This is a genomic window from Caulobacter sp. FV2ye17ST (assembly GCF_058680955.1).
In genome coordinates, this window is record NZ_CM178727.1 from 678,102 (window position 1) to 692,954 (window position 14,853).

Below are 14,853 nucleotides of genomic sequence, written 5' to 3' on the forward strand. Positions count from 1 at the left end.
GACGGATCATGGATCTGCTCGAACGCTATCTGGGCGCCATCGCCGCCCTGCTGCCCGCCGCCCAACGTCAGGACATCGTCGCCGAGCTGCGCGACGTTCTGATGAACCGTATCGAGGACAAGGAGGCCCAGCTGGGGCGTCGCCTCAAGAAGGATGAGCTGGAGGCCCTGTTCCGCGACCTTGGCCATCCGCTGGCCGTGGCCGGACGCTATGGCCCGCAGCGCGCCCTGATCGGGGTAGAGCTCTATCCCTTCTATATCTTCGCGGTGAAGGTCGCCCTGGCGATCGCGGCCTTCGTGGCGGTGATCCCCGCCGTGGTCGGCGCCTTCACCAGCGATGGCGATGTCTCTCAGGCCATCGGTCACGCGATCCACGCCTTCATCCCCAGCGCCCTGACGCTGATAGGGTTGATCACCATCATCGGGGCGATGATCGAGCGCGGCTGGATCAAGACGGGTGAGTTTGGCCAGTGGAAGGTCAGCGACCTGCCCTATGTCGCGCCCCGGAAGCAATGGTTTCGAACCACCCGCTTCGAGGCGCTGTTCGAGGTCGTGTTCATGGCGCTGTTCGCCCTGTGGTGGGCCGACGTGATCGACTTTCCCGGCAGCCGGGGGCCGTTTGGCCTGGACGGCGAACTGCAGATGACGCTGGCGCCGATCCTGACCCAGCTGCACACGCCGATCCTGCTGCTGGCCATCGGCCAGGCGCTCTCGGGTCTGATCCTGGTGATCCGTCCCGCCTGGATCAGGCCGCGCGCCGTCGCCGAGATCGTGCTGTCGATCGCCGGCATCGCCCTGGCCGCCGTCCTTTGGGGCCAGATGCCGCTGGTGACGTTCGCCGGGCCGGGCGCCTCGGCCGAGGATTTCGTGACCCTTCGCTATGTCGCCGACAATATCCTCAGGGTCTGCGTGGTGGTCACGGTCGCCATCTGCGCCGGCAAGATCCTGATCGAGGGCTGGCGGCTGCTGCGCCCCTCCCGCGCCTGAGCGGCGGGGAGGGGTAAAAGGGTCAGCGCTTGGGCTTGGAGGCGGTGTCGACCACCGCCCCGACCCCGGCGCCGACGACCGCGCCGACCGGTCCGGCGACCACGGCGCCGGTCGCTGCTCCGGTGGCCGCCCGCTGCTCCATGTTGTGGCCGCAGGCGCTCAGCGAGAGGGCCGCGAGGGCGGCCAGCGAGGCCGTCGCAGGGTCCGGCAGGCGTTAAGATTAAGGGTCATGGCGCGCTCCTCTTAGACGGTATTTGTCTGGCTTGAGTAACGGCGCTCGACGGTGCGGCGTTCCCTGAATCAAGGGGTTTAGAACAGTCCGACCAATGCTTCGCACCGCGGCAGAGCAGCGATTTTTTTCACTGTCGGGTTTTTCTAGCGAATCAAGGCGTTAACGATCTTGACTGCGGCCAATAGGCCCAGATTCAATGTTGCACTGCGGCATGCGCTTGCGACTCGTGCCGATATCGTTCATAAGCCGGTCACAAGTGGGTTTTCGGCCATATCGTGAAACGGTCGAACCCCCGCCTCTTGGACTGCCCGACAGTGAGATTTCCGGGTTCCTAGAAGCGATTTTGTCGGGGGGCGGTTCGCCCTCGCCGCGCAGGACACGAGTTTTGTATATCAAGTCGCAGACGCGCGCAGATGCGCGCGCGCTGGTCGGCGCCGTATTGGTCGGGTCCGCTACGGGCCTGGCTCTGGGCGCCGTTTACCTGGCGGGTGGGCTTGCCCAGACCGCCACCCAGCACGCCCGTGTTACACGCCTTGCAGACGGCGCCTCGGAGGGGTTCTCCGACGTCGCCCTGATGAATGCCGCTTCGCGTATGGACCAGGGCGCGCTCGCCGTGGCCCGTCGTCACGACCCCTACACCGTCGCGGGCGCCGCTCAGCGCGACCGCCAGATTTCCCTGTTGGTCGCTCGTCTTGAAAACGGCCAGACCCGTGCGCCGGTTCCCCGCAGCGGCCCGATGATGCTGCGGGCCAGCTTTGGCGGTCCGTTCAATCCGGCCGCCTCGCCCTTCCATCTTGGCAATGTGCTGGAAAGCTCGCGTGAGCTCGAATGCCTGGCCGAGGCCGTCTATTACGAAGCCCGCGGCGAGACCCCCAGCGGTCAGGCTGCCGTGGCCCAGGTGGTCCTCAACCGCGTCCGCCACCCCTCGTTCCCCAAGTCGGTTTGCGGCGTGGTCTTCCAGGGCGCCTATCGCAAGGTTGGTTGCCAGTTCAGCTTCGCCTGCGACGGCTCGATGAGCCGCGGGCGCGAACGCGGCGCCTGGACCCGGGCCCAGAAGATCGCCGCGCGCGCGCTCAGCGGCGCGGTGATGAACGAGGTCGGCTCGGCCACCCATTTCCACACCACCGGCGTCTCGCCCGGCTGGGGTCCGCGCCTGCTGAAGGTCGCCCAGGTCGGCATGCACGTGTTCTACCGCTTCGGCGGCCGGGCCGGCGCGCCGGGCGCCTTCTCGTCGACCCCGCGTCCCTCGACCCTGGACGACATGCCCAACGCTCCGGAAATCGCCGGCATCACCGCCGACGGCAAGCCGATGGGCGGAATTGGCGGCGTGATCTATGCCGCCAACGCCATCGTCACGCCGGCGGCCCAGGCCGCGCCGGCCGGCAACGGCATGGGCGGCCCGCTGGGTCAGGTCTCCGAGCCGGCCTCGGCGCCCGCCAAGCCGGTGGTCGACAAGACCTCGGCCGACGGCGTCAGGACGACAGCAGGGGCCGTGACCGGAGCTGCTTCCTGACGGAGCCGGGCATGTGGCTGCTGGCGAAGCGCATCTGCTTGGCCCGCTTGCCCACCATGTAGTGCAGGTCCTTGCCGGTCGCCGACTTGAACACCACCTCGGCGGCGTCCTCGACGGGATAGACTTCCAGCCCGCCCTTCTTGAGGGCGTCGGCCATGTTGCCGTTGCTGCCCGCCGCCCCGGCGTTGAGGATCGGCGTCTCGATGAACCACGGCATCACGCAGGCGACGGTGACGCCGTGCTGGGCGAATTCGACGTCCAGCGCCTCGGACAGGCCCCGCACCGCGAACTTGGTGGCTGAATAGACCGCCAGCTTGGGCGAGCCATAGAGGCCCGCGCAGGACGCCACATTGATCAGCCGTCCGCCGCCCGCCTTCAGCAGCGGCAGGCCGGCCCGCGCGCCGTTGACCACGCCCTTGATGTTGATGTCGATCTGGAGGTCGCAGTCGGCCTCGCTCAGCTCTTCCAAGTTGCCGAACCGGGCGATGCCCGCATTGTTGAGCAAGGCGTCCAGCTTGCCGCCGGTCATCCGCCCGAACTCGCCCAGGGCGTTGTCCCAGGCCTGGCGGTCGCGGACGTCCAGCTTGAAGGTCGCGCCATTGGCGGGGCCGATGGCCAGCAGAGCGGCCTTCAGGCCCGCGGCGTCGATATCCGACAGGCCCACGAACCAGCCCGCCGCGGCGAACCGCTTGGCGCTGGCCAGGCCGATGCCGCTGGCGGCGCCGGTGATGAAGATGGTCTTGCGGCCGTCTGAACTGGCGCTCATCGGCGATCCTCCCCTTGTTTGTTATCAGCGATCAGACGCCGAGGACGGGAAGGGGTCAAGACCCGCGCCCTCCCGGGAGGTGCTCGGGGGGCGCGGGCGGAAAGGCGCAGATCAGTCGGTCTGGTCGTCGATTTCGGCCTCGGGGCCGTTCTTCTTGAAGGATTCGATGGCGTTCTTGGCCGAGGCCTTGGACGCATAGCCCTCGGTGGCGAACATGGTCTCGCCATTGGAGGCCACGAAATTGACGCGGAACTCGCCCGCCTTGTCCTTCTTGATTATGAACTTGTAGGCCATGGGTGTCTCCCGGTGCGGATATGGCGTGTCGTCTTGACGACCCAAGGACCGTCGCGCGTCGCCCGGCGACGAGTCAATCAAGATGCTTGCGGAGATTGTGAATGAATATTGACGACCGCCTGGACCAGCTTTCCCGTCAATTGCTCTCCGTTCCCTATGCCCACCTGACCGAAGTTCAGAAGAGCGTCATCGACCTGATCTGCGACGAGGCGCCCACGGGCCTGAACAAGACGCTGGTCAATGATGATCGCACCTATTGGGACCGGCTGGCCGACACCGTCGCCAAGGTGGGGGGCTCGTGGGCCTTCATCGGTGGGTTCAGCGCCGCGCTGATGGTGTGGATCGCGGTCAATATCGTGCTCAAGCGCTTCGACATGGCGTTTGACCCCTATCCCTTCATCTTCCTGAACCTGATGCTCTCGACCGTCGCGGCCCTGCAGGCGCCGGTGATCATGATGAGCCAGAACCGCCAGGCCCTGAAGGACCGCCAGAACGCCGAGCACGACTATGTCGTCAACCTGCGCGCCGAGCTGGAGATCATGCACCTGCACGCCAAGCTGGACGCCCTGCGCGAGCGCGACATCGCCGAGCTGAGCCGCCACAACGCCGAGGCCCTGGGCCGGCTCGAGGCGCAGGTGGCGGCGCTCACCAGCAAGTTAGACGCAAGGGGCTAGGGGGCGATGCCTCTGATCGTCGCGACCTGCCAGTTTCCGGTCTCGGCCGACATCGCCGCCAACCTGCGCTGGATTGGCGATCAGATGCGACAGGCCCGGGCCGGCGGGGCGGACGTGGCGCATTTCCCGGAAGCCAGCCTGTCGGGCTATGCCGGCGTCGACCTGGCCTCGTTCGCGGACTTCGACTGGCCCGCGCTCAGGGCCGCGACACTGAACGTCGCCGCGCTGGCGCGTGAGCTGGGCCTGTGGGTGGTGGTCGGTTCGGCCCATCCCCTGACCGCCGGTCGCAAGCCGCACAACTGCGCCTATGTCATCGACGACCACGGACAGATCGTCGACCGCTACGACAAGCGGTTCTGCGCGGGGGATGTCGACGGGATCTCAGGCGACCTGGCCCACTATACGCCGGGCGATCACTGGGCGGTGTTCGACATCAAGGGCGTCCGCTGCGGCGTCCTGATCTGCCACGACTATCGCTATCCGGAGCTCTACCGCGCCTATCAGCAGCGGGGCGTGCGGCTGATGTTCCACGGCTATCACGCCGGCGGGCTGACGGAGGAACGCTACGCGGCCATGGCGGCGCAGGTCGGGGATCAGCGGCTGGCCTTGGGCGGCGGTGAGACCCTTCCGGCCATCACCATGCCGGCTGGCATGATCGCTGCGGCCTCGAACAACAATATGTGGATCAGCTGTCCCAACACATCGGCCCCGGTCAGTTGCTGGCCGGCGTTCCTGGTGCGGCCGGACGGGGTGATCACCGGAGCGCTGGAGGTGGGGCAGGACGGCGTGCTGATCTCGTCGGTCGATCCGGACGCGCCGATCTATGACTCCACCGTCGCCTGGCGCGACGGGGCGATCCACGGCCGCCTGCACAGCGGCGAGCTTGTCGATGATCCCCGCTCCCGGACGCGGACCGAGATCTGAGGTCGAGCGGCGCCTGAGTCGATCGGCGGACCAGAAACATGCGTCTCGCCCTCTGCACACTTCCTGCGCACAGCCATCCTCCAGGCGCCCCCAAAGGCCAAGCTGACGGGGACAGGGCTCTCGCCGGCCACATCACCCGCGCCAAGCCGCCCGAGTCCTCGTTAGCTCGATCCCAACAGCCGTCGAACGGACGGCGAGAGGGGATTTCGTCGAATGGAACTGGGCGCGCGAACACCGACCCGGCGTCAGCTGCTTTCCGCCATCGCCGCCGTCGGGGGCACGGCGGCGCTGTATCAGGCCATGACCTCGCTGGGCCATGCGGCAGAGACCCAGTTCGCCGGTCCGCCCAACCTGGCCGGCGCGCGCAAGGGCGCCTCGGTGATCGTGTTGGGGGCGGGCCTAGCCGGCATGCTGGCCGCCCATGAGCTGACCAAGGCCGGCTACAAGGTCCAGATCCTCGAATACCAGGACCGGGCCGGCGGCCGGAACTGGTCGCTGCGCGGCGGCGACACCTATACCGAGCTGGGCGGGGCGACCCAGAAGGTCGGCTATGCGCCGGGCAACTATTTCAACCCCGGCCCCTGGCGGATCCCGCACCATCACCGGACCCTGCTGCACTACTGCAAGGCGTTCGGCGTGGCGCTGGAGCCCTTCATCCAGTTCAACCACAACACCTGGATCCACTCGTCGGAATCGTTCGGTGGCAAGCCTGTGCGCTTCAAGGCCGCCGCCGCCGACTTCGAGGGCAATGTCGCCGAGCTGCTGGCCAAGTCGGTCAATACCAAGGCCCTCGACGACCAGGTCACCCCTGAAGACCGCGAGCGCCTGCTGGAGGCCCTGAAGGGCTGGGGCATGCTGGACAAGGACTACAAGTACGCCTCCAACCTGCGCTCGGCCTCGCACCGGGGCTATGATCGCCCGCCCGGCGGCGGGATCAACGGCGCGCCGATCCCCTCGGCCCTCTACGACTTCCACGACGTGCTGGACCCGCAGGTCTGGACCTCGATGGCCTTCTTAATGGGTCACGAGATGCAGACCACCATGTTCCAGCCGGTCGGCGGCATGGACATGATCGGCAAGGCCTTCGCCAAGCAGGTCGAGGGCCAGATCACCTACAACGCCAAGGTCAGCAAGATCGCCCAGGACGACAAGGGCGTGGCGGTCACCTATGCCGACACCAAGACGGGCAAGGTGGTCACCGCCGAGGCCGACTGGTGCGTTTGCACCATTCCCCTGTCGGTGCTGGGCCAGATCGATGCGCAGGTCACCGACGAGATGATGGCCGCCATCAAGGCCGTGCCCTATTCGGGCCAGGTCAAGATCGGCCTGGAGATGAAGCGCCGCTTCTGGGAGGAGGAGGACTCCATCTATGGCGGCCACAGCTTCACCGACCAGGAGATCGCCCTGATCTCCTATCCCAACAGCAACTTCTTCGGCGATGGCCCGGCCGTGCTGCTGGGGGCCTTCGCCCGCGAGATGGGGGCCTATCGCCTGGCCGGCATGACGCCCGAGCAGCGGATCGAGGTGGCCCTGCAACAGGGCTCGGTCCTGCACCCGGCCAGCTATCGCAAGGAGTTCGCCAGCGGCGCCTCGGTGGCCTGGAGCCGCGTGCCCTGGGCCCTGGGCTGCTGCGCCCGCTGGACCGAGGAGTCCCGCAAGGAGCACTACCAGACCCTGGTGGGCATGGACCGCCGCATCGTCCTGGCCGGCGAGCACGCCTCCTATGTGGGCTGCTGGATGGAGGGAGCGCTGCTCTCCTCGATCGACGCCATCACCCGCCTGCACAAGCGCGCCCTGGAGGCCTGAGCATGACCGTTCGTCTTTCCTTTGCGATCATCGGCGGCCTGCTCGCCATGGCCGCACCCGCCGTCGCCCAGACCCCGGCCGGCGGCGACACCGGCGGCGGCGTGGTTCGCGTCGCCAAGCCGGTTACGGGCCAGCAGGTCTATGAAGCCGTCTGCCAGGCCTGCCACATGGCCGACGCCAAGGGCGGCGTCGGCGCCGGGACTATTCCGGCCCTCGCCTCAAACCCGCGCCTGGCGGGGGCGGCCTATCCGATCTCGGCGGTGGTGATGGGCAAGGGCGGCATGCCCAGCCTGGCCGGCCCGCTGGACGACACCCAGATCGCCGAAGTGGTGACCTATATCCGCACCAATTTCGGCAATGCCTACGCCAAGCCGGTGACGGCGGCCGATGTCGCCAAGATGCCCCATCCGGCGCGGGGCGGGGGGCACTAGGCTCGCCCGTCTAGACCGCTCTGGCTGTCCGCCGCAGCGCCTGCGGCGGCTGGCCGAACGCCCGGATGAACGCGCGGCGCATGCGCTCGGGATCGCCAAAGCCGGTCTCGAGGGCCACGTCCTCGACCTGCAGCGGCTGGCTGTCCAGCAGGGCGCGGGCGGCCTCGACGCGCAGGCGCTCGACCGCCTTGGCCGGGGTGACCCCGGTCTCGGCGGCGAATAGGCGCGCGAAGTTGCGCGGGCTCATGGCGGCGCGGTCGGCCAGCTGCTCGACGCTCAAGGCTTCGGCCAGGTTCTCGCGGGCCCAGGCCATGACGGTGTCGAAGCGCCCGGCCTTCAGGTCGATCAGGGCCGAGAACTGCGACTGGCCGCCGGGGCGGCGATGATAGACCACCAGCTGCTGGGCGACCCGCCGGGCCACGGCCTCGCCCACGTCGGCGCCGATCAGGGCCAGCGATAGGTCGATGCCGGCGGTGATGCCGGCCGAGCTCCAGATCTGGCCGTCCTGAACGAAGATCCTGTCGGGTTCGAGCTTGATGGCCGGATAGCGCTTCTGGATGTCCTTCGTCCGGCTCCAGTGGGTGGTGGCGCGCTTGCCGTCCAGCAGGCCGGCCTCGGCCAGGATGTAGGTCCCCGAACAGACGCTGGCGACGCGGCGGGCGGTCTTCGCTGTCTTGCGCACATAGGCCAGGGTGACCTCACAGATCGCGGGCCCATGCACGCCGTCGCCGCCCGAAACGATCAGGGTGTCCAGCGGCGGCGCGTCGGTCAGGGCGATGGTGGCGACGGCCAGGCCCGAGGAGCTGGCGATCATGCCGCCGTCCCGGGACAGGAAGACCAGGCGATAGGCCCCCGGCGAGAACCGCGCGGCGATTTCGAACGTGGCGATCGGTCCCGTGGCGTCCAGCAGCTGGAAGTCCGGATAGACCAGAAAGCCGATCGTGCGGGGCATGGCGGAATCCGAGGGAATTATGTCATTTCCGCCAGACGCTAGGCGCGGGATGATGCGGCGTCAATCACGGAGGCGTCGATGACCCAGACCCAGCCCCTCAACATCGTCTTCGCCCTGTTTCCGGGCGTCACCCATCTGGACTTCACCGGTCCGCACCAGATCCTGTGCCGCCTGCCCGGCGCGAAGGTCACGGTCGCCAGCCTGGACGGCGGCGAGATCGAGGCCGACGGCCTGATCTTCGCGCACCTGCCGCGCCTGAGCGATGTCGAGGCCTGCGACGTGCTGGTGGTGCCGGGCGGCTTCGGGACCACCGAGGCCATGGCCAATCCCGCCTTCCTCGACGAGATCCGCCGCCTGGCCTGGGGCGCGCGCTATGTGACCTCGGTCTGCACCGGCTCGCTGGTGCTGGGCGCGGCGGGCCTGCTGAAGGGCAAGCGGGCGGCCTGCCACTGGGCGTGGCGCGACCAGCTGTCCCTGTTCGGCGCGATCCCCGATCCGGCCCGCGTGGTGCGCGACGGCAAGGTCTTCACCGGCGGCGGGGTGACGGCCGGCATCGACTTCGCCCTGACCATCGCCGCCGAGATCGCCGGCGAGGACATGGCCCAGGCCATCCAGCTGGCCGTGGAATATGCGCCGGCCCCGCCGTTCAACTCGGGACGGCCGGAAACGGCGCCGGCCGAGGTGCTGGAGCGCGTGCAGCGGATCTACGGCTCCGGCATGGCCGAGCGGCTGGCGGCGGCGGAGAAGGCCGGGGCGCTGGTCTAGGCCTATCGCCAAAGGGGAAGCAGATTCGACATTCCCCCATCCTCGACTAACCTCCCCCCAAAGCCGGCGAACGACCGGCGCGGGGGAGAGGATGTCATGCGCAAGCCATGGCTGTTGTTTGTGCTGGGCCTGGTCCTGGTGCTGGGCGGAAGCGCGCTGGCCTGGAAGGTCCAGACGGCGGGCGGGATCAAGGTCACCGAGGTGACCTTCGCCGGAACTGGCGGCACGCCGATGAGCGGCCTGCTCTACACGCCCCCCAACGCCACCGCGGCGACGCCGGCCCCTGGCGTGCTGGCTGTGCACGGCTATATCAATTCCCGCGAGACCCAGAGCGGCTTCGCCATCGAGTTCGCCCGGCGCGGCTATGTGGTGCTGGCCCTGGACCAGACCGGTCACGGCTATAGCGGCGGCGCGGCGTTCTCGAACGGCTTTGGTGGTCCTGATGGCCTGAAATATCTGCGCAGCCTGCCGAGCGTCGATCCCGCCAATATCGGCCTGGAAGGCCACAGCATGGGCGGCTGGACGGTGCTGGCCGCCGCCGCGACCATGCCGGACGCCTACAGGGCGGTGGTGCTGGAAGGCTCCTCCACCGGCAAGCCTTTCGCCGCCGAGGGTTCGCCCGCCTGGCCGCGTAATCTGGCCCTGGTGTTCAGCCAGTATGACGAGTTCTCCAAGCTGATGTGGGGCGTCGATCGGGCTAAGGACGTTACCGGCAGCGCCAAGCTGCAGGCGGTGTTCGGCGCGACGGCGCCGGTCCAGCCGGGCAGGGTCTATGGCTCGGTCGCCGACGGAACCGCGCGCCTGTTGCAGACGCCCGCCACCACCCATCCCGGCGACCACATCTCGCCCGCCGCCGTCGGCCACGCGCTGGACTGGTTCGCCCTGACCCTGAAGGGCGGAACGCCGCGCCCGGCCAGCGACCAGATCTGGATGTGGAAGGAAGCCGGCACCGGCGTCGCCCTGATCGGCGCCGTCGTGCTGCTGCTGGGCACGTTCCAGCTGCTGCTGACCCTGCCGCTGTTTGCGTCCCTGCGTCAGCCGATCCAGCCGACGGTCGCCCGTCGTGACGCGGGCTGGTGGCGCGGCGTCGCCCTGACCGCCCTGCTGCCGGCCCTGACCTATTTCCCGTTCTTCATCCTGGGCATGGTCGCCCTGCCGCCCAACGCCATCCTCAAGCAGGGGATCACCAACCAGGTCCTGACCTGGGCCGTGCTGACCGCCCTGATCACCCTGGGGCTGGCCGCTCTCGGCAAGCGCGAGAGGCCTGCGTTCAGTCGGTCCCTGCGACTGTCGCTGCTGATCGGCATCGTCAGTGTGGGCGTGGTCTATGGCGCGCTGGAGCTGGTCCATCGCCTGTTCCTGGTCGACTTCCGGTTCTGGGTGGTGGCCCTCAAGCGCCTGAGCCTGGCCCAGGCCGATCAGGTGCTGGTCTATGTGCTGCCCCTGACCCTGGCCTTTGGCGTCACCCTGCGCACCCTGCTGGCCCGCATCCCGGTGGCGGGCGAGAGCAACCTGGCCCGCTATGCCGGCGCGGTCCTGGCCCTGAGCGGCGGTTTCGCCCTGCTGCTGGCCCTGGACTATGGCGCGCTGTTCCTGACCGGCCGCCTGCCCACCGCCTTCGACCCGCTGTCGACCGTGGTGGCCATGCAGTTCCTGCCGCTGACGGCCCTGATGGCGGTGATCGGCGTCTTCACCTGGAAACGCACCGGCGGCTATGCGGCGGCGACCGTGATCTGCGGCCTGCTGCTGACCTGGTACATGGTGGCGGGCACGGCGACCCAGGTGGCGTGAGGGCGGGTCAGCGCGCCGCGCCCTCGACCTCGACCATGACCACGTCATAGGTCCGCATCCGCAGGCTCAGTCGCCCGCGCCCGTCGCGGCCCACGCGGATCGTGGAGGTCGTGGGTGTGTCGCGCGTGAGGTCCTGCAGCTGCTTCAACTGGCCGGCGTCGAGGCTGGCGGGCGAGCCCATTTCCAGCCAGGCGGTATAGGCGTCATTGGCCTTGAAGCCGACGCGCCGGACGGTGGCCCGGTGGAGGCCGGGGCGCAGATTGGCCACGCTGATCTCGAGCGGCGCAGCGGGCTTCGGCTGTCGAACCTGGCGGAAAAAGGGGCGGTTGCTGACCGGCTGGTCGGGCAGTTCATAGCGCCAGGCCAGCACCTGCAGCCGGTCGCCCTTCAGGGCGGCGATGCTCTGGGCGTCGCCCGTCGCCAGCTCGCGATCGCCCAGGCTGTTGAGGTACCGGTAGGCGAAATAGCTCGGCTTGCGCACGCCCTGCGGGGTCAGCAGGCCAAAGCCGCCGTCGAACGGTTTGGTCTGGGGCCCGGGCTCTTCGAACAGGTCGCTGAACGTCCAGTAGCTCATGCCCTGAACCAGGCCTTCGCTCTCGCGCAGCTTGGTCAGCACATAGGATGCGCTGAGGTGGTCGTCGTGGATCGGGTCGCGCGGATTGTAGCTGGTGCTCCACTCGGTGAAGAACAGCGGCAGGCCGGGGCGGGACGAGGCCTCGATTTCCCGGCGCACCTTGCGCAAGTCGGCGACGACCGCGTCGGGATCGCGCGACAGCTTGTTGTCGCCCTCGCCCTTCTCGTCCAGGAAGCCGCCCTCGACGCCATAGGTGTGGGTGGTGATGAAATCGACGGGCAGGGCGTGCTGGTCGGCATAGGCCAGGAACTCGGGCACCCAGGCCGCCCCCGCCGTGGACGGACCGCCCACCCGCAGGGCCGGGTCGATGGCTTTGATCGTCCGCGCGGTGCGGGCGTAGTAGTCGAAATAGGCGGCCTGGTCGGCCCGCTCCCAGAAGCCGTCGAGATTGGGCTCGTTCCAGAACTCGAAATACCAGCCGCGCACCTCGGCGGCGCCGTAGCGGTCGATCAGGTGGCGGACAAAGGCGTCGACCAGCCCCGTCCATTTCTCGGGCTGCGGATGGGAGGTGTTGCCCTTCCAGTAGAAGATCGTCTGCTTTGAGGTCTTCATCGCATCGGGCGTGAAGCCCAGCTCGATGAACGGCTTGATGCCCATGGCCAGCAGCTGGTCGTACAGGCTGTCGATGCGGGTCCAGTCATAGACCGGCCGTCCATCGACCTCGCGATAGACGCCCATCTCGTCGTGGAAGATGTCGTGGAAGCGGATGTAGCGAAAGCCCAGCTCGTCGCGCACGGTCTTCAGCTGGGCCAGGCTGTCCGGGCGGATCAGGGTGCCGGGATAGTCGGAGCCGACGGAGTAGTCGGCCATCCGGTCGCGCGGGCGGCTCGCGGCGGCGACGTCAATGACAAGGGTGCGAGCGGCAGGGGTCTCGGCGATCGCGCCGCCGGCCGGGGCGAGGACGGCCGCGACGGCGGCCAGGGCGGCAACAAGGGTCAGGCCGCGTTTCCCCAAGTCAGCACCTTTTTATCCATGATTTCGTTTTTAGAGTGATAGCGAGGGGGCGGGATCGTCGCAAGCGGCCTTCCCGCCCGGGGCGCTAGCCGACCTTGACGCCCGTCATCGAGATCGCCGCGAAGACGTCGTCGGTGAAGAAGCTCACCGCTTCACCCGCCCCTTGAGCGCCCAGCACATACAGCAGCGGCAGATAGTGTTCGGCGCTGTTGATGGAGATCTCGGCGTCGGGGCCCAGGCCCTGCCAGTCGATCAGCGGGTCGTGGTCGCCCGAGGCGATCAGGGCCTTGGCGGTCTGGTTGAAACGGTCGGCCCATGCGGGGGCCTCGGGCCGGCGGAAGTCGGCGGCGCGCAGGTTGTGGACGATGTCGCCGCTGCCCATCAGCAGCACGCCCTCGTCGCGCAGGGCCGCCAGGCGACGGCCGGCCTCATAGTGCCAGCGGTTGGAGCGGCCGCGATCCAGGCTGATCTGCACCACGGGGATGTCGGCGTCGGGATACATCGGCCGCAGCACGCCCCAGGCGCCGTGGTCGAGGCCGCGCGTGGGATGCTGGACCACCGGGTCGGGCGACAGGATCGCGCCGATGCGCGCGGCCAGGGCCGGATCGCCCGGCGCGCGGTACTGCACGTCGAACAGGGCCTGCGGAAAGCCGCCGAAATCGTGGATGGTCTCCGGCGCCGCCGAGGCGCTGACGGCGGTGGCGCCCTGCGTCTCCCAGTGGGCGCTGACCATGGCGATGGCGCGCGGGCGTGGCAGGTCGCGGCCCATCTGGCCCCAGGCGCGGCTCCAGGCGTTGTCCTCGATGGCGTTCATCGGCGAGCCGTGGCCGACGAACAGGGCGGGCATGCGGGTCATGGCGAACTCTTTGGAAACAGTAGAAGTTACAGATAGGCCTGACGACCTCGTCTCGCAAGATGACGCCACGCCATGGCTTTTCCCGCACCGCCGCCTTTGTTAAGGCCAAGACCGTGACCGCTTCCGCTTCGCCCCCAAGTCCGCCCGATCTGAGCGCCCCGACGGCGGATGGCGTCTCCGCGCGCGTCCGGGCCCATCGCGCCGTGCGGGGCGGGGCCCTGGATTTCCTGCGGTTCCTGGCCTCGCTGCTGATCGTGCTCTACCATTTCGGGGCCGAGAGCCCGCTGCGGATCGAGCGTTTCCATCAGGTGTTCTCGCGCGGCTTTCTGGCGACGGACTTCTTCCTGATCCTGTCGGGCTATGTGCTGGGCCGGGCCTATGGCGCCTCGACCCTGTCGGGACACATCACGCCGGCCCGGTTCTGGCTGCGCCGCGCCGCCCGCGTCTGGCCGGGGCACCTGATGGTGCTGGCGGCCATGGCGGTGCTGGTGCTGGTCCTCAACGCCATCGGCACCGACGCCCACAAGCCCAGCCGCTTCGCCTGGGACCAGCTGCCGGCGCAGGCCCTGCTGATCCATGCCTGGGGCGTGCCCAGTGACGGCTGGAACCTGCCCAGCTGGTCGCTGTCGGCCCTGATCGTCTGCTACGCGATCTTCCCCTTCATGTGGCGGGCGGCCGACAAGGTGCGCCATGCGATGATCCTGCCGCTGGTGGGCGTGGCGGTCATCATCGCCTTCGAACTGATCGCCCGCTTCGGCTTCGACCAGGCCCTGGCCGACCTGCGGTTCCAGTTCGGAGTCGTGCGGGCCCTGCCGCTGTTCATTCTGGGCGTGTGCCTGGCCCGGGCGGTCGAGATGGACTGGCCGTCTGAGAAGGCGGCCCGGGCGCTGCTGTATGGCGGCGTCGTGGTGCTGGTGGGGTGGCAGACCCTGGACCGCTACGCCCTGCCCGACGTGCTGTGGTTCGACCTGCCCAGCCTGGCCGCCATCGCCTGCATCATCCTGGGCGCCGGCCGTTTGCCGGTGCAGCGCCCCAGCGCCTGGATCGAGGAGGGAGCCAAGCTGTCCTTCGCCCTGTTTATTACCCACATCTTCGTCGGCGTGATCTACTGGAGCGCCGTCCACAAGCTGATCGACACCGTGCCGATCGGCATCGGCTGGCAGTGGCTGATGTGGCTGGCGGGCTTCCCCCTGGCCTATGGCGCGGCGTGGCTGTTCCACACCTATGTGGACCAGCCGGTGCAGGACCGGCTGGCGCCGTGGCTGAGGCGATAGC

14 protein-coding genes are annotated in these 14,853 nt (G+C 68.4%); 9 read left to right on the forward strand and 5 right to left on the reverse strand.

Features of this window, described 5'->3' with window-relative positions:
• Positions 1-8 precede the first annotated feature (8 nt).
• A complete protein-coding gene (locus ACW17V_RS03310; protein WP_492107464.1) occupies positions 9-986 on the forward strand; it encodes a hypothetical protein in 978 nt (325 codons plus the stop codon).
• 617 nt (positions 987-1,603) lie between these two features.
• Positions 1,604-2,731 (forward strand): cell wall hydrolase, encoded by a 1,128-nt coding sequence (locus ACW17V_RS03315; protein WP_492107465.1) that lies wholly within the window; start codon positions 1,604-1,606, stop codon positions 2,729-2,731.
• Here the strand turns inward: ACW17V_RS03315 and ACW17V_RS03320 are convergent.
• Both ACW17V_RS03320 and ACW17V_RS03325 read right to left on the reverse strand, forming a co-directional pair.
• Positions 2,691-3,497, reverse strand: coding sequence for an SDR family oxidoreductase (locus ACW17V_RS03320; RefSeq protein WP_492107466.1), 807 nt, complete (start codon positions 3,495-3,497; stop codon positions 2,691-2,693). The genes ACW17V_RS03315 and ACW17V_RS03320 overlap by 41 nt on opposite strands.
• A gap of 111 nt (positions 3,498-3,608) precedes the next feature.
• The gene (locus ACW17V_RS03325) at positions 3,609-3,791 is read right to left on the reverse strand and encodes a YegP family protein (protein WP_492107467.1); all 183 of its coding nucleotides are present in this window, start codon (positions 3,789-3,791) and stop codon (positions 3,609-3,611) included.
• Positions 3,792-3,892: 101 nt separating this feature from the next.
• Between ACW17V_RS03325 and ACW17V_RS03330 the strand changes: the two genes are divergently transcribed.
• From ACW17V_RS03330 to ACW17V_RS03345, 4 genes are all read left to right on the forward strand, one after another.
• Complete coding sequence (locus ACW17V_RS03330; RefSeq protein ID WP_492107468.1) at positions 3,893-4,465, forward strand: DUF1003 domain-containing protein; 573 nt, start codon at positions 3,893-3,895, stop codon at positions 4,463-4,465.
• Positions 4,466-4,471: 6 nt separating this feature from the next.
• On the forward strand, positions 4,472-5,389 hold the full coding sequence (locus ACW17V_RS03335; RefSeq protein ID WP_492107469.1) for a carbon-nitrogen hydrolase family protein: 918 nt from the start codon (positions 4,472-4,474) through the stop codon (positions 5,387-5,389).
• 213 nt (positions 5,390-5,602) lie between these two features.
• The gene (locus ACW17V_RS03340) at positions 5,603-7,195 is read left to right on the forward strand and encodes a flavin monoamine oxidase family protein (protein WP_492107470.1); all 1,593 of its coding nucleotides are present in this window, start codon (positions 5,603-5,605) and stop codon (positions 7,193-7,195) included.
• A gap of 2 nt (positions 7,196-7,197) precedes the next feature.
• A complete protein-coding gene (locus ACW17V_RS03345; protein WP_492107471.1) occupies positions 7,198-7,626 on the forward strand; it encodes a c-type cytochrome in 429 nt (142 codons plus the stop codon).
• 10 nt (positions 7,627-7,636) lie between these two features.
• Here the strand turns inward: ACW17V_RS03345 and ACW17V_RS03350 are convergent, their stop codons facing one another.
• Positions 7,637-8,578 (reverse strand): GlxA family transcriptional regulator, encoded by a 942-nt coding sequence (locus ACW17V_RS03350; protein WP_492107472.1) that lies wholly within the window; start codon positions 8,576-8,578, stop codon positions 7,637-7,639.
• Between the two features lie 78 nt (positions 8,579-8,656).
• Between ACW17V_RS03350 and ACW17V_RS03355 the strand changes: the two genes are divergently transcribed.
• Positions 8,657-9,343: a DJ-1/PfpI family protein gene (locus ACW17V_RS03355; protein WP_492107473.1), complete on the forward strand. Its 687-nt coding sequence runs from the start codon at positions 8,657-8,659 to the stop codon at positions 9,341-9,343.
• Positions 9,344-9,439: 96 nt separating this feature from the next.
• Positions 9,440-11,134, forward strand: coding sequence for an alpha/beta hydrolase family protein (locus ACW17V_RS03360; RefSeq protein WP_492107474.1), 1,695 nt, complete (start codon positions 9,440-9,442; stop codon positions 11,132-11,134).
• A 7-nt stretch (positions 11,135-11,141) separates the two neighbouring features.
• Here ACW17V_RS03360 and ACW17V_RS03365 read toward each other — a convergent pair whose 3' ends face one another.
• Positions 11,142-12,722 (reverse strand): GH39 family glycosyl hydrolase, encoded by a 1,581-nt coding sequence (locus ACW17V_RS03365; RefSeq protein WP_492107475.1) that lies wholly within the window; start codon positions 12,720-12,722, stop codon positions 11,142-11,144.
• A gap of 85 nt (positions 12,723-12,807) precedes the next feature.
• Positions 12,808-13,578 carry a 4,5-DOPA-extradiol-dioxygenase gene (ygiD, locus tag ACW17V_RS03370; protein ID WP_492107476.1) on the reverse strand — a complete coding sequence of 257 codons (771 nt, stop codon included), beginning with the start codon at positions 13,576-13,578 and terminating at the stop codon, positions 12,808-12,810.
• Positions 13,579-13,691: 113 nt separating this feature from the next.
• Here ygiD and ACW17V_RS03375 point away from each other — a divergent pair, with 113 nt between their 5' ends.
• Complete coding sequence (locus tag ACW17V_RS03375; RefSeq protein WP_492107477.1) at positions 13,692-14,852, forward strand: acyltransferase family protein; 1,161 nt, start codon at positions 13,692-13,694, stop codon at positions 14,850-14,852.
• Position 14,853: the final 1 nt, after the last annotated feature.